The 23,295-nt window shown below is 40.1% G+C and carries 20 protein-coding genes; 1 reads left to right on the plus strand and 19 read right to left on the minus strand.

The annotated features are described in order from the left end of the window. The first annotated feature begins 28 nt into the window (after nt 1–28). A complete protein-coding gene (locus tag ACGLYD_RS10890) occupies nt 29–961 on the plus strand; it encodes an MBL fold metallo-hydrolase (RefSeq protein ID WP_067210650.1) in 933 nt (310 codons plus the stop codon). 125 nt (nt 962–1,086) lie between these two features. Here the strand turns inward: ACGLYD_RS10890 and ACGLYD_RS10895 are convergent, their stop codons facing one another. The 19 genes from ACGLYD_RS10895 to ACGLYD_RS10985 all read right to left on the minus strand — a co-directional run bounded on the left by ACGLYD_RS10895 (nt 1,087) and on the right by ACGLYD_RS10985 (nt 23,018). After that, entirely contained in the window at nt 1,087–2,760 is a 1,674-nt protein-coding gene (locus ACGLYD_RS10895; RefSeq protein ID WP_067210653.1) for a ribonuclease J, read from the minus strand. A 161-nt stretch (nt 2,761–2,921) separates the two neighbouring features. Continuing rightward, complete coding sequence (cax, locus tag ACGLYD_RS10900) at nt 2,922–3,977, minus strand: calcium/proton exchanger (protein WP_067213987.1); 1,056 nt, start codon at nt 3,975–3,977, stop codon at nt 2,922–2,924. A 351-nt stretch (nt 3,978–4,328) separates the two neighbouring features. Next, the gene (locus ACGLYD_RS10905; protein ID WP_067210656.1) at nt 4,329–4,763 is read right to left on the minus strand and encodes a YugN family protein; all 435 of its coding nucleotides are present in this window, start codon (nt 4,761–4,763) and stop codon (nt 4,329–4,331) included. A gap of 222 nt (nt 4,764–4,985) precedes the next feature. Next, nucleotides 4,986–5,546 carry a DUF1697 domain-containing protein gene (locus tag ACGLYD_RS10910; RefSeq protein WP_342538610.1) on the minus strand — a complete coding sequence of 187 codons (561 nt, stop codon included), beginning with the start codon at nt 5,544–5,546 and terminating at the stop codon, nt 4,986–4,988. Between the two features lie 353 nt (nt 5,547–5,899). Continuing rightward, complete coding sequence (gene hpaB / locus ACGLYD_RS10915; protein WP_399632920.1) at nt 5,900–7,333, minus strand: 4-hydroxyphenylacetate 3-monooxygenase, oxygenase component; 1,434 nt, start codon at nt 7,331–7,333, stop codon at nt 5,900–5,902. Nucleotides 7,334–7,461: 128 nt separating this feature from the next. Further along, nucleotides 7,462–8,955 carry a glycerol kinase GlpK gene (gene glpK, locus ACGLYD_RS10920; protein ID WP_067210660.1) on the minus strand — a complete coding sequence of 498 codons (1,494 nt, stop codon included), beginning with the start codon at nt 8,953–8,955 and terminating at the stop codon, nt 7,462–7,464. Nucleotides 8,956–9,009: 54 nt separating this feature from the next. Next, the gene (locus tag ACGLYD_RS10925) at nt 9,010–9,834 is read right to left on the minus strand and encodes an MIP/aquaporin family protein (protein ID WP_399632924.1); all 825 of its coding nucleotides are present in this window, start codon (nt 9,832–9,834) and stop codon (nt 9,010–9,012) included. 157 nt (nt 9,835–9,991) lie between these two features. Beyond that, nucleotides 9,992–10,552 (minus strand): glycerol-3-phosphate responsive antiterminator, encoded by a 561-nt coding sequence (locus tag ACGLYD_RS10930; RefSeq protein WP_067210665.1) that lies wholly within the window; start codon nt 10,550–10,552, stop codon nt 9,992–9,994. A 46-nt stretch (nt 10,553–10,598) separates the two neighbouring features. Then, nucleotides 10,599–12,245 (minus strand): glycerol-3-phosphate dehydrogenase/oxidase, encoded by a 1,647-nt coding sequence (locus ACGLYD_RS10935; protein ID WP_399632927.1) that lies wholly within the window; start codon nt 12,243–12,245, stop codon nt 10,599–10,601. Between the two features lie 359 nt (nt 12,246–12,604). After that, the gene (locus ACGLYD_RS10940) at nt 12,605–13,159 is read right to left on the minus strand and encodes a hypothetical protein (protein ID WP_399632929.1); all 555 of its coding nucleotides are present in this window, start codon (nt 13,157–13,159) and stop codon (nt 12,605–12,607) included. Continuing rightward, nucleotides 13,144–14,079, minus strand: a complete 936-nt coding sequence (locus tag ACGLYD_RS10945) for an MFS transporter (RefSeq protein ID WP_399632932.1) — start codon at nt 14,077–14,079, stop codon at nt 13,144–13,146. Before ACGLYD_RS10945 ends, ACGLYD_RS10940 begins: the two co-directional genes overlap by 16 nt. A 349-nt stretch (nt 14,080–14,428) precedes the next feature. Then, a complete protein-coding gene (locus ACGLYD_RS10950; protein WP_222617985.1) occupies nt 14,429–15,907 on the minus strand; it encodes an aldehyde dehydrogenase in 1,479 nt (492 codons plus the stop codon). Between the two features lie 43 nt (nt 15,908–15,950). Then, nucleotides 15,951–17,084 carry an acyl-CoA dehydrogenase family protein gene (locus ACGLYD_RS10955; protein WP_399632936.1) on the minus strand — a complete coding sequence of 378 codons (1,134 nt, stop codon included), beginning with the start codon at nt 17,082–17,084 and terminating at the stop codon, nt 15,951–15,953. Nucleotides 17,085–17,106: 22 nt separating this feature from the next. Then, entirely contained in the window at nt 17,107–18,300 is a 1,194-nt protein-coding gene (locus ACGLYD_RS10960; protein ID WP_187045206.1) for an acyl-CoA dehydrogenase family protein, read from the minus strand. A gap of 28 nt (nt 18,301–18,328) precedes the next feature. After that, nucleotides 18,329–18,748 carry an OB-fold domain-containing protein gene (locus tag ACGLYD_RS10965; RefSeq protein WP_338656187.1) on the minus strand — a complete coding sequence of 140 codons (420 nt, stop codon included), beginning with the start codon at nt 18,746–18,748 and terminating at the stop codon, nt 18,329–18,331. An 11-nt stretch (nt 18,749–18,759) separates the two neighbouring features. Beyond that, the gene (locus ACGLYD_RS10970; RefSeq protein WP_340763750.1) at nt 18,760–19,920 is read right to left on the minus strand and encodes a thiolase C-terminal domain-containing protein; all 1,161 of its coding nucleotides are present in this window, start codon (nt 19,918–19,920) and stop codon (nt 18,760–18,762) included. 37 nt (nt 19,921–19,957) lie between these two features. After that, on the minus strand, nt 19,958–20,377 hold the full coding sequence (locus ACGLYD_RS10975) for a MaoC/PaaZ C-terminal domain-containing protein (RefSeq protein ID WP_187045209.1): 420 nt from the start codon (nt 20,375–20,377) through the stop codon (nt 19,958–19,960). Nucleotides 20,378–20,394: 17 nt separating this feature from the next. Beyond that, nucleotides 20,395–20,838 carry a MaoC family dehydratase N-terminal domain-containing protein gene (locus tag ACGLYD_RS10980; protein WP_399632941.1) on the minus strand — a complete coding sequence of 148 codons (444 nt, stop codon included), beginning with the start codon at nt 20,836–20,838 and terminating at the stop codon, nt 20,395–20,397. Nucleotides 20,839–20,843: 5 nt separating this feature from the next. Then, nucleotides 20,844–23,018, minus strand: coding sequence for an acetate--CoA ligase family protein (locus tag ACGLYD_RS10985; RefSeq protein ID WP_399632944.1), 2,175 nt, complete (start codon nt 23,016–23,018; stop codon nt 20,844–20,846). Between the last annotated feature and the right edge of the window lie 277 nt (nt 23,019–23,295).

The following is a 23,295-nucleotide window of genomic DNA, read 5'->3' on the forward strand; positions in this document are numbered from 1 at the left end:
AACTTAAAATCATTTGAGGTGTCTATTTATGAAAAAAACACGCTATGAAAATACGGATAGGAATGCATCACTTGCCACGTTTAAAGATTTACTACAGTGGCGCAAAGAAAGAAAAGGCAAACTGAAAGATTTATCATTCCAAGTGCCACTAGTAGATAAAACGGAAACAGCGTTCTTGCAATCAAACCGGACGATTCCAACAATCACTTGGATTGGCCATTCCACATTTTTAATCCAACTAAATGGACTAAACATCCTAACAGATCCAGTTTGGGCAAATCGTCTTGGCACAGATAAACGGCTGACACCACCAGGACTGCCAATTAAGGAATTACCGCCAATCGATATGGTCCTAATTTCACATAGCCATTACGATCACCTGAGCTATGGTTCTATTAAAAAACTAAAAGGTGATCCAACTTTTTTTGTGCCAATTGGACTTGGTAACTGGTTTAAAAGAAAAGGATTCAACAAAACTGTGGAATTTAACTGGTGGGATGAGCAACAAATAAGCGGATTAACGATTTCCTTTGTTCCAGCTCAGCACTGGTCAAAAAGAACGCCGACGGATACAAATCACTCTCATTGGGGGGGATGGATTATCCAAAATCCAAATCAAACACTCTATTTCGTAGGAGACAGCGGCTATTTCGAAGGCTTTCACACTATCGGAGAAAAGTATGCCATTGATTATTGCTTGATGCCGATTGGCGCATATGAGCCGGAATGGTTCATGGCTGCTCAACACGTAAACCCTGAAGATGCTGTCAAAGCCTTCATCAATACACAGTCGAAAGTGATGATTCCGATGCATTACGGCGCTTATAGGTTAGCCGACGATACACCTAAAGAAGCACTTGATAGATTACAAGCTGAATGGGAGAAAAGAAAGTTAGATGGCAAGAAGTTAACTGTTTTGAAACTTGGGGAAACTATTCAGATGGAGACTCCAACTACTTGAGCTAAAAAGAGCGAACTCCCTATACTTTCAAGGGGTTCGCTCTTTTAATGGGCCACAACGCCGGAGACTTGGGTCAACAGGATGTTGGTTATTCAGTAGAAGTGGTTGAATTCTGCTAAATCAAGTTAAATTTCAATAATGACTGGAAGAATCATCGGCCTTCTTTTTGTCCGCGTATATAAAAGTGTTTCAACCGATTTTTTTATGTGTTGTCTGAGATTAATTCGTTGGTTTCCACTTTCGCCTCGCGAGTTGTTAATGGTCGTAATGACTAACTGATTCACTTCATTCAATAGTGCTTGTGAATCATTCCTATAGACGAATCCGCGTGAAATTGTATCCGGATCGGAAATTAGCTGTCCATCTGTTTTACTTAGCGTTAAAACAATAACGAGCATGCCCTCCTCAGAAAGCAATTTACGGTCACGTAACACGATGTTTCCAACATCACCAATGCCCAATCCATCTACGAAAATGTTCCCCGATTGGACTTTTCGTGTTTGGCGGGCAACGCGGTTGTTAATATCGACAACATCACCATTGTTAATAACGAAAATATTTTCTCTTTCCACACCTACGGATTCTGCTAATAAACGATGCTGATAAAGCATTCTAAACTCACCATGAATGGGAATGAAATACTTCGGCTTCATTAAGGTTAGCATTAATTTCAATTCTTCCTGACAGGCATGTCCTGAAACATGCATACCCGTTACAGTCCCCGATCCATAGATCACCTTGGCTCCCAAAAGATATAAATTATCAATAATACGTGATACACTTTTTTCATTTCCAGGAATTGGCGATGAAGCAAAAATAACCGTATCATCAGGGTGGACTTCTACCTCACGGAAGTTTGAACTGGATAGACGTGACAGAGCCGCCATAGGTTCTCCTTGACTTCCCGTGCAAAGAATAACAACCTTCTCCGGATCCATTCCTCTAACTTCATTTTTATCAATTAACATTCCTTCAGGGATAGTCAAATACCCGAGTTCTGAAGCAACCGCTACTACATTCACCATACTTCGGCCAAGTAATGCAAGCTTACGGTTCGTTTTTTGCGCGGCATCTACTACTTGCTGTACACGATGAACGTTAGAAGCGAAAGTAGAAATAAATACTTTCCGACGGGCTTTGCGGAATGCTTCTTCAATATGCCCTCCTACAAGTATTTCAGACGGATTAAAACCAGGACGTTCCGCATTGGTACTTTCTGATAACAATAGCAACACACCATCACTGCCGATTTTAGCCATTTTATGAATATCCGGATAGTCATTATTGACAGGCGTTAAATCGAACTTGAAATCACCAGTATGCACAACTGCCCCCTCTGGCGTATGAAATACAACGCCTAAACAATCAGGAATGCTGTGGTTTGTTTTGAAAAATGTTACTTTCACTGTTCCAAACTCCAAATCCGAATCAGAATCAATCAGAACTAACTCAGTTTGCCTAAAAAGTCCGTGTTCTTTTAACTTAAGCCCAATTAAACCTAGCGTTAATCGTGTCGCATAAATCGGCATATTTAATTGCTTTAATACGTACGGAATGCCTCCAATATGATCTTCATGTCCATGAGTGATAACTAACGCCCGAATCTTATCCTTATTTTCCTGTAAGTATGAAATATCCTGGATAATCAAATCAATTCCTAATAAACTTTCATCTGGAAACTTAGCACCACAGTCAATCACAACGATATCGTCTTCATATTGTAGGACATACATATTTTTCCCAATTTCATTAATACCACCTAGTGCAAAAACTGATAATTTATTTTCAGTTTTAATCAAATTTAATAGCCTCCTACTTTTGAAATAGTACTCAAAGTATGCCCGTAAAAAATTCTTTTATGACTTAAGGTTCTTAAGAGAACATTCGAGTAGCAGTTTGGCTGATGATAAGTTCGACTGTCACTCTTTTTAGAGCTACCTCTTCCAACTATCTGCAGACATTAAAGTAAATAAAAACCGATTGCCATAATCAGATAAGCGGAGAAGAGGATTAGACCCTCGAACCAATTTGATTCACCATCACTGCACAGAGTAATGACAAGGAATGTTGCGGATACCATCGCCACTAGCTCTGGCACAGTGAAAACAAGTGCCATTGGTTCCGACATTGTTAGTGAAATGAGTACGAGGATTGGCGCAACGAACATGGCGACCTGCAACGTGGAACCTACTGCAATTTCCACAGCTACATCCATCTTATTCTTGACCGCCATTGTGATTGCGGACACATGTTCCGCTGCATTTCCAACAATAGCAACGATAATGACACCAATGAACAATTCGGTCCAACCAAACTTTTCACCAAGCATTTCAAATGTATGAACCAACTGCTCTGATACGAAAGCAACCGTTAGCGTTGCTAAAAATAGTACAAGAATCGACTTGCGCTTTGTCCATTCTGGCGTTTCCTGCTCCTCCACTACCTTATCAGAAGAGGCGAAGACGCCACGGTGGGTGACGAGTTTGAAAAATAGACCTGCAAGATAAAGTGTAATTAGTACAACAGATATGCCGATACTCAAGTTAAATGTCGTTTGTGTATCCATTGACATGGAGAAAATCTCAGGGATGACAAATGCCACGATGACAGCAAAAATCAGCAATCCCGAATTGTATTGTGCATCATGGAGACTGAAATTTTGACGTTTGAATTTGATGCCCCCCGCGAAGAAGGAAAGCCCGAGCACAAGCAACAGATTCCCAAGTACAGAGCCTGTGAGCGAAGCCAAGACGATGCCCACCATTCCTGCCTTCAATGTAAAAATGGAAATGATGAGTTCGACTGCGTTGCCAAATGTCGCATTCAACAACCCACCAATCCTTGGTCCACTAACGATAGCAAGGCTTTCTGTAGCCCGGCCTATGTATCCTGAAAGCCCTATGATGCTTATACAGCAAAGGATGAACATCAAGATGTCCGACCAATTTAGGAATGCACCAGCAATCACGAGTGGGACACCGGTGATAACAAGGATGGCAAATAACCGATTCAACAGAATCACCTCTTGGGATAATTGAAATCTTCTCCCTATCTTTCCCTTATGAAGATAAAACAAACTTAAAAATGTGTTCATAACTTATTTTGATGCAGCCATATCGGAATACAATGATAGTTAAAAAAACCAACCGGATTACTCTCGGTTGGTTCTTAGTTTTTCTTATGCATTTGTAAATTGTTTACCAACTAATTTCATGCACCCGACGTCAATCCCGGATTTTTTAATCCAATTTTTAACAACTAACTATTTTCTACTATCACTTCTGTTGACTTGGCTTATGACGGGAGGAATCCCCAAGCGAATTCAATGGGGGGTTTTTATTTCAACCTATATATCATGACATTTCCATTAACTTGATTTTAGGTGCTCTTGAGCATGCAAACAATCTATAAGTTCTTTTACGGCAACTTCACCTGCATGAATCCACCTATTTTTATCAACGATTTTCCCATCTGGATCAATCGGTTTTTGGAATTGGCTAAAACCAGTTGCATTTAACAATGAACTTTCATCACTATCTAGACCAACATGCACGACATGCTTAATCACATAAGGTGTTTCAAATTCTATGGAAGCATTATATTCATCAAGTTCTCCGTCCGTTACGAAAAATGGAATTCGCACATAAATAGTTTCACCGCCTTCGCGGCATAAAATATGGTCAAAACATCCTTTATGATAATCCCAGTTTCCACCTAAGTGATAGCCGAGCCCTTGAATACAATCACTCACAACACCAAATGAAGCCCTTTGCCCATCAAGCTCAGTTTGTAATTTCAACATTGTTTTTCCTCCTTGTAAATTGCTCTATAAACAGCATTCACAAAAGAAGGCGGAAAAATACTACCAACATTTACAAGGACAACAAAAGAAAAAATGTAGCAAGCAGTCTCTTTATTCCCTTCCCTATCCGCATCAAATTCATAGTGTGTTAAATTATTTCCAAACCGTTCGACTATTTGATTGATTACGAGGCATTTCCTATAATGTCCCCATTTCAGAACGTTAATTCTCCATTTCTTTTGCTAACATTGAGAGCTTGTTGATTGTTTTCCAATTCCGCATCGTTGAAGGAACCTCTAGTCTTTGTAAATTATTCGCAAGCTTAGCGTTTCGAACACCACGCTGGAACAACAGATAGACTTCCCGCCCTTCGATCAAATACTCATCATTGTCACTTTTATAAGCACCCAATCGATCGATTCTGTCTTGTGAAGGCTTGTCCTGCAATAAAGAAACGTAAAGGCTTTCTCCTTCTGAAGTAAGTTTTGCTTCTGCTACAGCTTCCTCAGTAAACGGACAATTCTTAGTAATCCATTCCAACTCTGCAGCCGTTCTGATTACAACATTGATCGAAAATCCGAAGACCTTCTCAATCTCCCCTTGAATACACTTGATTAGGGATTGCTCACTTTCATCTGATTCGAACAAAACGTTACCACTTTGAATATAGGTCTGCACCCGGCTAAAGCCCAGCATTTCAAATAGCTGTCGTAGTTCTACCATTTTTATTTTATTATGCCCACCCACGTTAATGCCGCGTAGTAATGCAATATTAATTCTCATCCCAATATCCCGCCTTTCTATTAGTAACAACCATTCATTCAAACAAAAGGTGTCTATCTTCTCTACCCAATCTATTAGTAAATTCCACTCATTTAGCCTAATTCCTCTAGCGTGTCATTACAATACGGTTTCGATTAAGTCACGCTGCGCGTTTTTTGCGTGTTAAAGGATATCATTACCATGAGATGGGTTATGACCGTCTTGAGTGGAGGTATGATCGCCATGAATGGCTTTATGACCGTCTTTAAGCACATTATGACCGCCACACACGAGTTTATGCTCGCCATGCCCTTTTTCTCCATAAAAAAATTGATTGTCTCCTAAAAAAGAGCCAATCAATTTCCATTGAATATTTATCCCAATATATCATTCACTCGCTTCACATATGGTCTCTTATCATAGGAACGATATAATTCACACGAAAGTTTAATAGGATCGCCAAAGAAAAATCGTTCATATAACGTTTCGCGAGTACCAAAAGAGCTCATCGTTAAATCCCATGCTAAACGAAATATTTTGACGCGATCCTCTGCATTTTTCGATTTAGCCTGCAAATATTGATCTAAATCTTTTCTAACACTTGATTGAAAAGCTTTTTCCGTTGGAATGGACATCAAGCCACTTGCACCTAAAAGCTGAATAATTTCAGTAAATCTCGGGTAAACCCGTGGAAATATATTAATCGCGATTTGCAGCGTTGTTCGATTGGGTCGCATAAATCCCCATTCATCGATTTCAGCTTCAATTTCTGATTTCATTACCAATGCCTTCATTGTTTCTAAAGCTACAATAATTTCAGAAGCCTTTTCTTGAACATGCTGATATTCACCGATATTAATGGTCTCGATGATTGACTGAACTATTCCCAATACAAATTCCGTTTTGACAATTTGTCTAGAAACAACTTGATGCAATGTAAATGGTAAGAACGAACTCAAAGCCACGAAACTGTTCGATACTTCTATGTTGTCGTAGTAAAACACGCGCTCCCATGGGACTAATACATTGTCGAAAACAACGATCGTATCCATTTCCTCATACCGCGAACTTAATGGATAGTTAAATGTGGAGTCGCCCCCAACAAATGATTCTCTGCAGACAAACTTTAGACCATGACTATTACTAGGGATAGAAAACGCAAATCCATACGCTTTATCATCAACCCCACCCGCTGAAATCACCATGATTTCATCCGTTATGCCGCCCTGTGTTGCCAGCAACCGCGCACCTTTTATAATGATTCCCGCTTCGTTTCTATCCATCACTTTGGCAGCAATCGGCTCATCTGAATCTTCAAAATAGAATTGCCCCCGGTTTACTTGTGGGTCAATAAATGTATGTGTCATGGACAAATCATTTTCACGTGCATATTCATAGAACGCAAGTATGTTTTCCGGGAAACAATTTTCTTTTCCTTCCAATAAACCCACAGACGATGCAAGAGCCATTAACACAGTATTCATATAATCTGGACTTCTTCCCATCATACCATTGTTCGATTTAGCCCACTGTTGAACCATTGCCCGCCTTTTAACTAAATCCTCTTTTGATTTCGGCTGTAAATAAGACAGACCTATTGAATCTCCAGTTGATGGCGATGGATAGGTCATGACGTCTTTACATGTCGCATCATATTGCAAATCATATAGCGCTGCCTGGCTTTCCATGACACCTTTGAATGCAGGATGTTTAGAAATATTGTCCGTTACAAGTTTACCATCTATCCATACATTCGTTTGTAGCCGATCAATTCGTTCAAGATAATCGTTTCCTGTAATCGCTGGCATAGACACACCCCTAACTAATAGTAGCGGATTGTTTTAGCATCCATCTATTTCTTTAGTTGTATACTATTATTATGTTCTTTCGGTTGTTACAAGGTCATATCTATGCCCATGCGTATTATCAGCAAATCTTACTTAAAAGCGATAGCGGCTTTGACTGCTTTTTGCCACCCAGCGTATAAGTCTTCGCGTTGTTGCTGCTCCATTTTCGGTTCGAAAGGTCGGTCTAGATTCCAATGAGCCGAGATTTCTGAGCGATCCGTCCAAAAACCAACGGCAAGACCTGCTAAGTAAGCGGCTCCTAGTGCAGTTGTTTCACTAATCAGTGGACGCTCGACAGGTACATTTAATAAGTCTGCCTGAAATTGCATAAGGAAATCGTTTTCAACTGCGCCGCCGTCTACACGTAACGTTTTTAAAGAGATTCCAGAATCTGCTTCCATTGCATCAAGTACATCCTTTGTTTGATATGCAAGTGATTCCAATGTTGCACGAATAAGATGTTCTTTCTCTGTACCACGTGTCAATCCGAAAATGGCACCTCTTACATCGCTATCCCAGTAAGGTGTTCCAAGGCCGACAAATGCTGGCACAACGTAAACGCCTTCTGTCGATTCAACGCGTTTAGCGTATTCTTCACTTTCAGATGAATTACGGAACATTCTAAGTCCATCACGCAACCACTGAATGGCAGATCCTGCAACGAAAATACTACCTTCAAGTGCATACTCTACTTTTCCGTCGATTCCCCACGCAAGGGTTGTCAATAGACCATGATCTGACTTGACTGCTTTATCCCCCGTATTCATTAACATGAAGCAACCAGTTCCATATGTGTTTTTTACCATCCCACTTTCAAAACAAGCTTGCCCGAACAATGCGGCTTGTTGATCACCGGCGATTCCAGCAATCGGAGCAGCATGACCAAAGAAGTGACTTTTTTCCGTATGCGCATAAATCTCAGAAGAGGGACGGACCTCTGGTAGCATTGACGCAGGGACGTCTAAGATAGAGAGCAATTCCTCATCCCATTTTAATTCGTGAATATTGTACATAAGTGTTCTCGAAGCATTGGAATAGTCGGTTACATGCCTTTTCCCGCCAGATAATTTCCATACAATCCATGTGTCAATTGTTCCAAATAGAAGATCTCCACGCTCCGCTTTTTCTCTTGCCCCTTGTACATTGTCCAAAATCCATTTCACTTTTGTGCCTGAGAAATAAGCATCGATAAGTAAGCCAGTTTTATCTCGAAACAGATCATTGTAACCGCTCTCTTTCAGATCGTCGCATATTTCAGCAGTTTGACGTGATTGCCAAACAATGGCATTGTAAATTGGTTTTCCTGTATTTTTATCCCATATAACTGTTGTTTCGCGCTGATTTGTTATGCCAATGCCTTCGATTTGTTCAGCTGCAATATTCTTTTCTGACAATACACCTGCAATAACAGCTAAAACGGAGCTCCAGATTTCGTCTGCATTATGTTCGACCCATCCAGATTGAGGAAAGTATTGAGTGAATTCCTGTTGGACTGTATGTAATATCTTACCGCTTTTATCGAATAGAATTGCCCGCGAACTTGTTGTGCCTTGGTCAAGAGCCATTATATATTTTTTAGTCATTATTTAGTCCCCCATATAGTGAGTTTTTATTACATAATGTATGAATCTTCTTAGCTATTCTGTAACACTTTGTTTTGCGTCTTGTGCCGACTCTTTTCTTAATGAATACTGTGCACCTAACAATACCGCTAACACAATACTACCAACAATCCAAAATGCAATGCTAGTAACACCTTCAAACACTTGTTGATAAAACAGCGCACCAAATGTTCCGCCCAATAACGGACCTACGACAGGTATCCATGCGTAACTCCAATCCGACTTCCCTTTCCCAGGAATCGGCAAAAAGAAATGGGCTATACGCGGGCCTAGATCACGGGCTGGGTTAATGGCATAGCCAGTTGTTCCACCCAATGAGACCCCAATGGCAACAATCAACGCACCTACAATTAGTGGATTCAGGCCTTCCGTAAACTCATTTGCACCGATTGCTAGTAAACCAAGCAGTAAAATGAACGTACCAATTATTTCACTCGTTAAATTGGAGAGTGGATGACGTATTGCCGGAATTGTAGCGAATACAGATAACTTCGCCGCTTCGTCTTCAGTTTCCTTCCAGTGAGGCAAGTAATGGAAATAAACAATGATTGCTCCACAAATCGCTCCAAGTATTTGAGCTAGCATATACATGGGGACATCAGCCCATGGGAATTCACCAATCGAAGCCATTCCGAGGGTCACCGCGGGATTCAAGTGTGCACCGCTGACACCACCAACTGCATATACCCCCATTGCAACGGCGAGTCCCCATCCAACTGTGATCACAATCCAACCAGAGTCTTGGGCTTTCGACTTCTTCATCAAAACACCACCGACGACTCCAGCACCGAAAATAATTAAAACCATTGTCCCAACTAGCTCTGCTATAAAGGGTGTCATTTTTAATCCACCTTCGTTTCTATTTTGTAGTGGTTGATTTTAGACATGAAAAAGCCCACGTTTAAACACCTACATTACGTAGGGTTCAAACGTGGACTCCTTAGCTCAACCACTTACTATTGACTTGCTATTAGTATATTCTTATTAAAAAAGACTGTCAATCTTTGATGAATGAATCCCACAGCTCATGGTCTGATGTTGTTACTGCGACAGCACCCGCATCCAATGCATCTTGGACATGTTTTTTTGTCCGAATCAAGCCTCCATTAATAATTGGAATTCCTGTTCTATCATACACTTCGCTAATGAGTTCTGGTATTACCCCCGGCAACATTTCAATATAGTCAGGAACTGTCTGATCAATCAAGGAATAACTTTTTTCCAAAGCGATTGTATCTAAGAGAAACATGCGTTGAATAGCGATAATTCCTTTGGCTTTCGCTTTCATGATCATATTGGACCTCGTCGAAATAATGCCAGCTGGTCTTATGTCATTGCATAGAAAATCGGCAGCAAAATTATCCGTTTTCAATCCTTGAATCAAATCGGCATGGATGATTACTTTTTTCCCATATTTCTCTGCTTCTGTTTTGAGCGTTTTAAGATTGCCAACATGCACTTCTAAAAGAACAATGTATTCAAATGGGCTTTTTAGCAACTGTTCAAACTGCTTTAAGCTTCGCGCAGCGGGCAATATCTTTTGATCGTGAAAAGGCATCTTTTGCACTGCCTCCTTTCATGCTTCCTGTCTCCAATATAGCATGTTACAACACTGTTGTTGCAATGGTCAGCTCATCAGCCAGTTCTTTTTCGTATTGCTGACGCTCTGCATCTGTCCACTCGAAAATGAATGCCATTTCATCCAGCACGTCTTTTTTCCCAGCTTTAACGTTGTCAATATTGAAGAACATATCCCCAGTTCTCCGAACAAAGAAATCAGTTGGTTTGGCAACCATTTCGGATTCAATTGCATAGCGTAATTTCACATAAAGAATACGTGGAATTGCTGTGTTTGCTTCAAAGGGAATCGCAAATACTTGGTCAACATTGGTGCCATATAGTGTTGCCAAGTGTCGGCTTTGTCGTTCCGTAAATCCAGCTAATTTACCTTCCTCAATCGCTTGGGCCATAAAACGGTTCATATTTGATGAACCACCAATATCACCACCTGAGATTGGCAAATTCTTCGTCACACACTTATTAAAATGACGAATTTCTTCATTTCTAAGCTGATCAACTATTTTATCCACCACAGTTTCCGCCATTTTACGATAGCCGGTCAATTTCCCACCTGCAATTGTAATGAGACCTTTCTCCGATTCCCAAATCTCATCTTTTCTCGATACTTCCGACGGACCTTTGCCCTCCTCATGGATGAGTGGCCTGACACCTGCCCAACTCGACTCCACGTTTTCCGCTGTCAATTTAAGACTTGGGAACATATAATGAATCGCATTTAAGATATACGAGCGATCCTCTTCCGTAATTTGCATCACTTTTGGATCTCCTTCATAGAATGTATCCGTTGTTCCCACATAAGCTTTTCCATCGCGAGGCACTGCAAAAATCATACGTTTATCGGGTGTGTCAAAATAAACTGCTTGGTGCAACGGAAAGTCTTTTTGATCGAATACAAGATGCACACCTTTTGATAAAATTAAGTGTTTTCCTTTTGTTGTAGCTTCGCCTTCGATCCCCTTCACATCATCTACCCAAGGTCCAGCCGCATTGACAACTTTTTTCGCCTTAATAACAACTTTTTTATTTGTTAATGTATCTAACACTTGCACACCGGCAATTTTTTCTTGTTTATAAATAAAGGTTTCTGCTTTCGCATAGTTTGCTAAGGTTGCGCCTTTTTCAGCGGCTGCTTTCATAACTTCAATTGTCAGGCGAGCATCATCAGTGCGGTATTCGACGTAAATGCCACCGCCTAATAATCCTTCTTGATTCACAAGCGGTGCTTTCTGAAGGGTTTCTTCTTTTGTTAACATCCTTCTTCTTTCAGCTTTCTTAACGCCTGCGAGAAAGTCATATACTTTCAAACCAAAGGAAGTCGAGTATTTGCCAAACGTTCCTCCTTTATGAAAAGGAAGGACCATCCATTCTGGAGTCGTAACATGTGGTCCATTTTCATAGACGATTGCCCGCTCTTTCCCAAGGTCCGCTACTTCTTTGATTTGAAATTGTTTTAAATAACGTAATCCGCCATGGACAAGTTTTGTCGAACGGCTTGAAGTGCCAGAAGCAAAGTCTTGCATCTCGACAAGCGCTGTTTTCAACCCACGTGCCGTAGCGTCTAAAGCGATTCCAGCTCCTGAAATTCCGCCTCCGATAATGAGTAAATCAAATTCCTCTGTTGCTAATTTGTCTAATGTCTCTTCCCGTTCTAATGATGAAAAGTTTGTCATTTATCTCGTCTCCTTCTAAATAATGGTATTTTATAAGTGAAAAAGAGACCTCAAGAAATAAGTTGCGATACGCAACCATTCCCTGAGGTCTCTCATTAGCTCAAACCCAATATATTAACTTACATCTAGTTTATCATATATCCAATGAATTACATAATAGTTTGTTTCATCGGTAGATACAATCATCACCCCCTTGTTCATGTGTATACAATGATTTTTATTTTCAGGATTCAATACCAATGAATCCTCCACAATCACCTGCAAAAACAAGCCATTTGGAATCCGATAATGCTTGTTTTTTCATTAAATTACTTTTCAATCAAATCCTCACATTTATCGGAATTCCATCATGAATTTGATTATATTTTGATAGTTTTTTTCTCATTACTATCTACTTTAATACTAGTAATTGTTGAATCATTTACCTCTTGAACACCTTCTACCCTTTCATTCACCTCATGAATTCCCTCAATTTTTTTAGGAATTAATACAAGAAATAATAAAGACCCTACCGCAAGTGCTATAAAAATCAATGATGTATTAGCTAACGCATTTACTCCATTGCCTTTAGCGGCGAATAAAGCAAACCCTACTAGTGCGAAAGAAGCCCCTAAACGTTGTGCAACATTCTCTATCACTGAATTTGTAAATGTAATAACATTCATACGGGATAAGGTTGCTTTTGAAACAATAATCGCTTTTATTACAGGGTTATTGAAACCAGAGCCAATTCCTATTAAACTCATTGCGATAAATAGATACGTAAATGAAGCATCTATCTTAACCATGGTTAGCATTACTAAGCCTACAATAAAAGTAACTATACCCGTTCCGAGCATCACACGAGCAGAAAACCTTTTAATAATTCTACCACTCAATATTGCAGCCCCTGAAGCCCCTAAGAATATCGCCATTTGCAAGATGCCAACAGTCGTAGCAGATTTCCCTTGTACATTTTGCACAAAAATGTCAATAAATACATGACGCCCGCGAACCCAACCAGCAACAAAACAGCCATCACTGTCGGAACCCAAAAACTTCGGTTAGTCACATAATTCAAGTCAAGCAGAGGTTCTTTCCGTCTTTTTTCAACTCTAATTAATAAGAATAAGCCAATAGCAAAAACCGCAAAAGAAGGCAGCCACAAACCGGAAGAAAATCCATAATTATTAATAAACGTTGGGATTGTTAAAAGACCTACTAATACAACTAGTACGAAAACCACTCCCAAGAAGTCGAAAGAGCGTCGAGTCTCCATTTTAATACTTGGTACGCCTAAGAAAAACAATGAAAATGCGACGCCTCCAAGAACTGCAGTAAACCAAAAACTAGATGTCCATCCTAAAGTATCTACAAATATCCCGCTTAATACCGGACCGAATAGGGCACCAATAGTAGATAATGCGATAAATAAACCAAGTGTCTTTCCACGCTTCTCGCCCGTAAAAAACCTTCCGGCATAAGCAATGCCGGAAGGAGCTATAGCAGCGCCGGCCATTCCTTTGAAAAAGAGACCTACTACTAATACCCAAAAAGCTGGTGAAAGTGCAACTAACATAGATCCTATCACCATAAATACTGCGCCTAAAAGAATAACAACCTTTAGACTAAAAGCATCACCTAGCCATCCTAATAAAGGCTGGAATCCAGTTAGGCCTAGAGCAAGTCCTAACTGCATCCATACCGCATGCCCTGGACCTAAATCAAAACTTGCTAACATGTGGGGATATGCTGGTAGGTGTGTAGCTAAACTTAACATAACAAAGAATGTCCCAAAGCATATAAAATAAAAACCTCTAGTAATTGATTTCTCATCAAATAATTTTTCTTCCACTCTTATTACCCCCTTGGTTTTTAAATAGATACGTTCTGGTTGGAGTAGTAGGAAATCTAACTAATTATAACAATAATAATATTCAGTTATTTACATAGATTTTCTTTTGCTTAACACCCCTTTTGAATTATCTCCTACTTCCATTTCCACATTGAACAAACGTATCGAAACCAGCAAAAAAAGTGTTGAATACGGAGCACTTATTCAGAATTTAATACTCACTTCAACTTAATCCCCAAACAGTTCACTTAGAAAAGAGCGACCAAGAATTAATTCACTTAAATTAACGTCATCAACTTCTCAATTTCATTATAAAAATGGGGCAACTGTATAGTTGCCCTTAAATTTACTATCCTAGCTCAATAACACACGCTTTTTTATGCGTGTATTCTAGTATCGAATCGGTGCCGTATCCACTTTCTTTAAATCCACCAAATGGTAATCCAGGACCTACCCTACCATAAGTGTTCACCCAGATATTGCCTGCCGATATTCTACGAATCATCTGATGGGCACGACTCAGATCATTCGTCCATACCCCTGCACCTAAACCAAAAGAGGTATCATTTGCAATTGCAACCGCTTCTTCTTCTGTATCAAAAGGCATAACAGTTGCAACCGGACCAAAAATCTCCTCTTGACAGATGCGAAGGGAATTACTGTTAACCTTTAACAATGTTGGTTCAACCCAATAACCATCGGATAGTTGCGGCTGGTCAGAAAAGACAACTTCTCCACCATGTCTTCCACCAAAGACTATTTCAGCTCCCTCTTCTACACCTAAGTCAATATAAGAACAAACCTTCTCATACTGCGCCAAGTTAGCGATTGGCCCCATTGTACTTTCCGGTTTCATTGGGTCACCCAGTCTCGTTATTTCTGGATTCAACATTTTTCCTTTTATGCGTGTTATCATCTCCGCGAAGATAGATCGTTGAATAAGTATTCTGGAACCGCCGACACATAATTGCCCTGCGTTTCCTGTAAAAATACTTCCGGTTATTCCATCAGCCGCTTTATCTAAATCTGCATCTGCAAAAACAATATTTGGAGACTTTCCTCCAAGTTCAAATATTAATGGTTTAGGATTTCCAGCTATAGTTTGAGCAATTGCCTTAGCAGTTGTTCCAGAACCAGTTAAGCTCACTTTGTTGATTTCTGGATGACTAACTAAAGCATCTCCTATTTCACTACCTAAACCAGAAATAACACTAAGTACACCTGGAGGTAGAATTTCGGCTAACAATTCACCATAACGTAGTGAAGATGCCGCTGCGTGCTCTGATGGTTTAATTATTACTGTATTACCTGCTACAAGAGCATAGGCTGCTTTTATCGTGAATGTAAACAATGGTGCATTCCAAGGCGTTATCCCTAACACTACCCCTAAAGGTTCACGCAGTGTACACCCGAAGCTACTCTTTCCCATTTGAATCGTTTCACCTTCACTGCCTTCAGACGCGGCTCCCGCGGCATCATACCATATTTGTTTCAGCGCAGGAATAAGACCATAGCTAGTTTCCCTAATGACCCACCCATTTCCCCTTGTTTCCAACGCTGATAATTCCTCACCATGCTCGGCTAGTAAATCACCAATGCGCCTCATGTATTCTGCACGTTCTATAGAAGGTAGTTCCGCCCAGCTTGGAAAAGCTTTACGTGCTGAAGCTACGACCGTTTCAACATCTTCTATAGTACTTCTTGGTATTTTAGCCCAAACCTTGGCTGTTGAAGGGTCAATATTATCTAACATGTCTCCCGTAGATGCTGGAGTTTGATCCCCGTTTATTAGATTATGATACTTTTTCAATTCATTTGCAGTGATCAAAACTAATTCACCCTTTCTAATGGTTGGGATAAGTAGATTTATATTACCATCCTAATGCTAAAGCTACCTGTTCATTGTTATGTTGAGTTGAACCAAGATAATTTTCAAAGAACCGAGCACGCTTCAAATATAGGTGACAATCGATTTCTTCAGTGAACCCAATTCCACCATGGATTTGGATATTTTGCGAAGCTATGCGGATAAAAGCTTCTGTTGAAAAAGATCTTGCACTGTGTATCGCGCCTTCACGATCTTCATAGTCATTTTCAAGTGCCCAGTTAGCGTAATGACTTAAAGAACGAGCTGCTTCCAAGTCCATTTTCATATCTGCAATCCGATGCTTAATTGCTTGAAAGCGACCAATTGGTTGACCAAATTGCTTGCGAATAGTTGCGTAATCTGTGGCCATATCAACAACCCGCTCCATACCTCCAACCATCATGCTGCTAAGCGCTGCATTCAAGTATAGTAATCCCTCTTGTAAAATTGGCCACCCTTGATTGATTGAGCCAAGTAGTTGTTCTTTCGAAATTCTTACATTAGTAAAGGTTAACTCAGTTAGGTGACGCGTTTCATCTATACATTGTTGTACTTTAATTACTGTTTCATTTGTGCGATCCAGAAGCACTAGGGATAGCCCATCTCCCTCTTTACCTTCATCCGTCCGAACGAGAAGTAGAATTGTATCAACTAGATCCCCATCAGGAACTAATGTTTTAATCCCATCTATAATCAAATCATCGCCATCTAATCGTGCCCAACACTCAATTTCATCCGGATTGTAGTCTTTCTTCGGTTCTAACCAAGCAAGGGTTATACTTCTAGATCCTGATGCAATATCCGTTAAGTACTTTTCTTTCTGTCCTTCCGAACCATACTTCTCAAGTAGCGGGACCGCCAAAGCCATTGTTTCCAAATAAGCTCCTGGCAATATCACTTTTCCGATTTCCTCGAAGACAGGCACGAGGTCTAATGCTTCGAGACCTAGACCTCCATATTCTTCTGAAATAGTGATACCCATACAACCAAGTTCGGCCAAACCAGAAAAGACTGATTGTAACGCTTTCGTATCCCCTTTAATGAACTCCCTAGCAACCTTGGTTTGTCCAACGTCATTTAAGTATTTGCGAACAAACCCACGAAACATTTCTTGTTCTTGATTTAACGAAAAGTCCATATGATCCACACCTCCATTTAATCTATCGCCCCAAATCTTTTGGCAAACCAAGTATTCTCTCTCCAATTGTATTGCGGAGAACTTCACTTGTGCCTCCGCCAATCGTCATTCCAAATGACTGAAGAAACTTCTCTTGCCAGCTAGAGTTCACAAGTGCATCTTCTTTCCATAAAACGCCCTGATGACCTTGAATCGACATAGCAAATCCAAATAACTCTTTTGTTAATTCACTGACCATTAGCTTATCCATTGAACCTTCCGCACCAGGTTGACCATCTTTAAGCGTTTTTGTCAGGTGTCTATAATAATTCAATAGAGAACCACGAAAACGAATATAGATACTAACCATCCTCTGACGTATAAAAGGATCTTTTAACATTGGCTGTCCATTTACACGAAGTTCTTTTGTTAACGCCACTAATTCATCAAACTGTTGCTCTAACGTAAATAATTGAGCTCCAATACCTGTACGTTCATGCATGAGCAAGGCAATCATGACTCTCCAGCCTTCATCAAGCTCACCTACCATATCAGTGTCATATGCAACTGCATCGGTTAAATACACTTCATTAAACTCTTGCTCTCCGTCCATCTGCACAATCGGTTTAGTCTCAACTCCTGGTTGATTCATATCCAAGAGAAATACAGTGATTCCTTTGTGTTTTTTTTCTTGATGGCTTGTTCGAACTAGTAAGAAGCATCGATCGGCCAAATGGCCAAAACTCGTCCAAACTTTCTGACCGTTAATAATCCATCGATCACCGGACTTTACAGCACTCGTTTGAATAGCGGATAAGTCCGATCCAGCATTTGGTTCTGAGTATCCTTGACTCCAGACTTCTTCTCCGGTGAGTATTTTATTAATATACTGCTCTTTCTGTTCTTCAGTGCCTATTTGCATTAATGTCGGAGCAACCATGTGAAGACCTATATAATTGACAAGTGGTGGTGCCTTTACACGTACCATCTCTTGTTGATAGACGATTTCTTCCATCAATGTAGCATCTCGCCCCCCATACTTTTTCGGCCAAGCAATAGCTGCCCATCCACCTTCATATAGAGTATTTTGCCACTTTCTCAAGAAATCTGAGTACTCATCCACTTCTTCGGGCAATTTTCTATTTCCTTCTAACCATCCTGCTGGTAGGTTATTTTCTAGCCATGTCCTTAATTCCAAACGAAATTCTTCTTCTTTCTTTGTGAATGAGAAATCCATAAATTTTCCCTCCTCCTTATGGAGTTATCTATTTGACTGCAATCCATTGCGGAAGGGCTCTGTCTTCCAAGATACCTTCCCATATCATTTGAACAGGCATGCCAATTTCAATATCTTCTGGTTTACACTGCAGTACATTACATGTAATTTTTACTTCTGGTACTTCTTCTAACTCAGCTTGCGCAATAATCAATGGCAAATCATCCTGGAAACCAGGTAAGAATGGGCGATAGGAAATGACATACGAATAAATTCTTGCTTTTACATCACTGCCAAGATTTATCCAGCTAAGTTCCGTGCTTCCACACTTTGCACAACTTGGTCCAGGTGGATGTGCATACTCATGACAACTATCACATCTTTGCAAGCTCAACTCATGGCGATCGGCCGCATCCCAATAAGGACTGTTATCTTGATTTTTGAGTGGAACTGGTTTTTGGTATCCCATTGTCATCCCTCCTAATTTCTAAGTATCATTGCACCGGCAATATCTGGACCACTCCAGCCCGTACATATGCCAATTTCACATTCTTTCACTTGACGATCTGTTCCTTTATACTGATGGCGCAATTGCCTAACAATTTCTAGCACGTTATTCATACCGTGTGTATAGCCTTCGGATAACATCCCTCCAGCTGTATTGGTTGGCAACTTGCCACCTATCCGCAGATTACCTTCTGCAACAAAGTTTCCGATTTCCCCTTTAGGCGCAAGACCATACGCTTCAAGTTGACGAAGAACTACCCAGCTAAAACAATCATAGATAGAAGCAACTTGAATATCTTCCGGCTTCACACCGGCAGACTTATACAATTCAGCTGCCACATAATCCGAAGCCACCTGGTCCAAATCGGACCAATAATGAGCATGTGGATGACACTGCCTAGCTGACATCCCCATAATATATACAGGTTTTGATTTACAATCCTTAGCTCTCTCCGCCGATGTCACAATAATTGCGTTTGCTTCATCCAACTCAAGACAAGAATCATGTATATTAAATGGATAACTGATATCCGGAGTTTCTAGATACTGTTGCATTGTCAAAGGTTTACCATGCAAAAATGCTTTTGGATTCCTTTGCGCATGCTCATAGAAACTTGTGCAAACATGCCCAAGATGTTCTTTAGTAATTCCCGTTTTATGCATATGACGAGTTGCAAACATACCAAACCACTGTGAAGGGCTTGCGGAACCATATGGAATAATATAACTTCCACCTGGTAAAGCTTCTTGTAACATATCAGGATCATATCCACGACCCACACGTTGCCCTGAACTACCATTCATAGAGCGGAAGATTAAAACAGTATTTAATTGTCCCGTTTCAATTAGTCCGACAGCATCTGCTATTAACATCTCCGTACTGCTCCCACCACCTAAAATATCCTTAACATACTTCGGACGGACACCTAGATAGGTTGCCAACTGATGGGAAGTACAAGAGTCATTCTCGTTATAACTCATAAACCCATCAATATCTCGAGCATCTAGACCAGCATCATTAAGGGCTGCTCTGGCAGCATCTAATGCTAAATGCAGTGGAGTTGTTCCAGACTTTCGCGAACGTTCACTTTCTCCTACTCCAACAATTGCATAGCGGTCAGCTATTTTCCCCATGATAAAACCTCCGTATTTCTATTTACTTGGATTTTTCTTAACGAAAACGTAATGTGGACTTACCGGAACCAACCACCTCACCAGGTGCTTTTTCAGCTTTTAATGCTAAATCAACAAAGCGTTCACCAACTACTTCATAAACCTTTTCTACAATTGCTGAACATGTAATTCGGTCACCTGGTCTGGTCACTGCACCAAATCGCATACGAAATCGAGAAGGTTCGGCAAAATCTCCAGCGATCCCCATGACATATTCACCCAAAAACCCCATCACCAACATGCCATGGGCAATTACGCCATCCATTCCAACCTTTTGAGCAAATTCATCATCCGTATGTAGCGGATTGAAATCTCCTGAAGCACCTGCATACTTCACTAATTGCACTTTTGTAATCGTTTGCTTTGTTAATGATTCAAGCTGCTGTCCTTCTTTCAGTGACTCAAATTCCAACACCATTCGATTCCCTCCATTTCTTAGTTGGCCAAATTCCGATACACAATCGTCATTTGACTGATTGCCACCATCTCTCCAGTACCATCCCTCATTTCAGTATCGAGTACTAAGAACTGCATGCTCCCACTTTTACCAACACGCTCATATAAATCAGCTATCTTCATTTGGCAGTGTAGATGATCTCCCGGACGAATAGATTGGTAGTAAATAAATTCCTGTTCCCCATGTAGCATTCGTCTAGTATCAAGTTCAATTGGCAACTCTCCACCTTCCGACGCAACAGCAATTGGAAAGGTGGGAGGTGCAATCAGTCCTCCATATGCTGTTTTGGCAGCATATTCTTCGTCAAGGTATAATGGATTAGAATCACCGATTGCTTCTACAAATTGTCGAACATGTCTTTTCTCTACTTCAAAAATAAATGATTTCCCTGATAAACCAATAATACTTTTATCTAAATCCACCTAATTTACCCCCCTACTAATGTTGTCTGATTTACCGAATCTCGGACTACAAGCATAGCGTCTGCTGCTTTAATTCCTTTCTCGTATACAATAAGAGGATTTATATCCAATTCATCTATATAATCACCATAATCCGAAACTAATGCTGATACTTTTAATAAAACATCGACAATCGCATCTACATCGACTAGCGGTTTTCCACGAGCTCCTTTAAGGATTTTGTAGCTTTTAATTTCTTCAATCATCTCAAAAGCATCATTTTTTGTTAGTGGTGCAACTCTAAACGAAATATCTTGAAAAACTTCCACAAATATTCCACCTAGACCAAACATAATAACGTGTCCGAAAACGGGGTCATTTGTTACACCTACAATCACTTCGACTCCTTCGGGTAACATCTCCTGTACTGAAACACCATTGATTTCAGCATTCGGATCATAGTTTTTTGCATTCCGAATAATTTCTTTAAAAGCGTTACGTACTTCTAGTTCATTTTTTATATTCAACCTAATAGCATCTGCTTCTGATTTATGGAGTATATCCGGCGAATCAACTTTTAGGACTACAGGATATCCTATCTCATTCGCATAACGAATAGCTTCTTTTTCCGAGGTGGAAATGACTCTAGTAGTTGTCGGAATCCCATATGAATTCAATATATCACTGGCTTGGGATTCGCTTAATTTGATCCCGGGTAGTAATAAATCTGCCAACTCTATTTCCCCCTTGATTTCCGGAACTTTTTGAATAGTACCTTGTTTGGCTTTTCTGTATTTATCACTATATTTAACTAACTTCGCAAGGGCTCGTATAGGATTTAAGTTTCCCGGAATGACAGGGATTCCATTTCTCTCCAGCTCAGAGGCCGATGCCGGAATAGACATTCCTTCTAACGGAAAAGTTGTTATTAAAATGAATTTATTTGAATTTCTGCACAGGTCCATAAACTCTTTCAGCAATGGATCATCTGCTTTCCACCGCATCGGAAATTCTGTAAAAATGATAATATCAGTATCTGGATCATTAGCAAGAACTCTAAGGGGTTCAAGATATAACTCTGGATTTGAAACAGCTGCAGCTGCTGTTAAATCTATCGGGTTGGAAGTACTCGCAAATGGCGGGATATTGCGTTTTATTTCCTCCTGAACGTTAATTTTCAAAGGGTTAATTTTAAGTCCGTAAGCTTCACAACGGTCCGCTTCATTAATTCCTCGACCACCTGAACTCGTAACAATTACAGTATTTCCACCTGTTGGTAGTTTTTTTGTGAGAAATAGTTTAGAGAAAGAAATGATATCTTCATAATCATCTGCCCGAACAATTCCGGTTTGTTTAAAAAAGCCATCATAGATTTTATCTGAACCCGCTAATGAACCCGTATGAGAGGCCGCCGCCCTAATACCTGCTGAACTACGCCCTGTCTTCAAAATAATGATTGGCTTATTTATAGTTAATGCTTGTTCCGCAAGCTGTCGTAATTTCCCAGGATTCTTTTCTCCTTCTAAATAGCCACTAATTACGCTAGTTTTCGGATCATGAATCATATACTCAATTACATCTGAAAATTCCGTTTCCACTTCATTTCCCACACTCACAAAATAATTGAAGCTAAGCCCGCTCTGGGCAGCTGCAATATAAGTTAAAACTCCAAATGCGCCACTTTGTGTAACAAAACCTACACTTTTTTGATCATTTAAAGGGATATTTGTGAGGCCCGCCGAAAAAGTACCGATTAATCCATTAGTAGTATTCACTAACCCCACACAATTTGGACCGATAAGTCGAATGCCACTCTCTTTGGCAATTTTGCAAATTGATTGTTGTTCTTTGATCCCTTCTTCTCCTGCCTCGGAAAACCCCGAAGCAAAAATAATTGCGGCTTTAACCTTATTTCGAACACACTCCTCAAGACTTGACTTCACCCTGTTAGCGCTTACACAGAATATCGCTAAATCAATTTGCTTCGAAACTTCTGATAGAGAAGAATAGCATCTTAATCCTTCAATCATTTCCGATTTCGGATTTATCGGATAAATATCGCCCTTAAATTTCCCATCCAATAATGCTTTCACTTGCATGTACCCTATTTTCCCTTTATTTTCAGATGCTCCTAGGACCGCTACAGAGGTAGGATTAAATAATGGTTCTAGCGTTAAATGTGAAGCCGGTTCATGAGTCATTTCTCAACACCCCTTCTTATATTAATGAATATCCTATTAGTAATCTTAAATGATTGAGTTATTTTATTCTGAAAATTAAATCAACTGAGTTAATTTAATTGTTAAGCTGTGAAATTATTAAATAAATGACGATAACGCCTTTCATATCAAGGGTTAAAAAAAGCTCCAGATTATTTATGATCTCAATAAGCCCGACAACCGTACATACCAACCCCGACAAACGACTAATATGAACGCAGCAATAAAAAAGAACCCCATGCACAATGCTTACCTGTGC

This window comes from Sporosarcina sp. SG10008 (assembly GCF_044569405.1).
Classification (GTDB): domain Bacteria; phylum Bacillota; class Bacilli; order Bacillales_A; family Planococcaceae; genus Sporosarcina; species Sporosarcina psychrophila.

What these genes read in the sequence shown, in the direction of transcription:
- ACGLYD_RS10890 (WP_067210650.1), top strand. Translation starts at nt 29, where the DNA reads ATGAAAAAAACACGCTATGAAAATACGGATAGGAATGCATCACTTGCC.
- ACGLYD_RS10905 (WP_067210656.1), bottom strand. Translation starts at nt 4,763, where the DNA reads ATGTTGAAATTACAAACTGAGCTTGATGGGCAAAGGGCTTCATTTGGT.
- ACGLYD_RS10910 (WP_342538610.1), bottom strand. Translation starts at nt 5,546, where the DNA reads ATGAGAATTAATATTGCATTACTACGCGGCATTAACGTGGGTGGGCAT.
- hpaB (WP_399632920.1), bottom strand. Translation starts at nt 7,333, where the DNA reads ATGCCAGCGATTACAGGAAACGATTATCTTGAACGAATTGATCGGCTA.
- glpK (WP_067210660.1), bottom strand. Translation starts at nt 8,955, where the DNA reads ATGACTAAAAAATATATAATGGCTCTTGACCAAGGCACAACAAGTTCG.
- ACGLYD_RS10925 (WP_399632924.1), bottom strand. Translation starts at nt 9,834, where the DNA reads ATGACACCCTTTATAGCAGAGCTAGTTGGGACAATGGTTTTAATTATT.
- ACGLYD_RS10930 (WP_067210665.1), bottom strand. Translation starts at nt 10,552, where the DNA reads ATGCCTTTTCACGATCAAAAGATATTGCCCGCTGCGCGAAGCTTAAAG.
- ACGLYD_RS10935 (WP_399632927.1), bottom strand. Translation starts at nt 12,245, where the DNA reads ATGACAAACTTTTCATCATTAGAACGGGAAGAGACATTAGACAAATTA.
- ACGLYD_RS10940 (WP_399632929.1), bottom strand. Translation starts at nt 13,159, where the DNA reads ATGGCGATATTCTTAGGGGCTTCAGGGGCTGCAATATTGAGTGGTAGA.
- ACGLYD_RS10955 (WP_399632936.1), bottom strand. Translation starts at nt 17,084, where the DNA reads ATGGACTTTTCGTTAAATCAAGAACAAGAAATGTTTCGTGGGTTTGTT.
- ACGLYD_RS10960 (WP_187045206.1), bottom strand. Translation starts at nt 18,300, where the DNA reads ATGGATTTCTCATTCACAAAGAAAGAAGAAGAATTTCGTTTGGAATTA.
- ACGLYD_RS10965 (WP_338656187.1), bottom strand. Translation starts at nt 18,748, where the DNA reads ATGGGATACCAAAAACCAGTTCCACTCAAAAATCAAGATAACAGTCCT.
- ACGLYD_RS10970 (WP_340763750.1), bottom strand. Translation starts at nt 19,920, where the DNA reads ATGGGGAAAATAGCTGACCGCTATGCAATTGTTGGAGTAGGAGAAAGT.
- ACGLYD_RS10975 (WP_187045209.1), bottom strand. Translation starts at nt 20,377, where the DNA reads ATGGTGTTGGAATTTGAGTCACTGAAAGAAGGACAGCAGCTTGAATCA.
- ACGLYD_RS10985 (WP_399632944.1), bottom strand. Translation starts at nt 23,018, where the DNA reads ATGACTCATGAACCGGCTTCACATTTAACGCTAGAACCATTATTTAAT.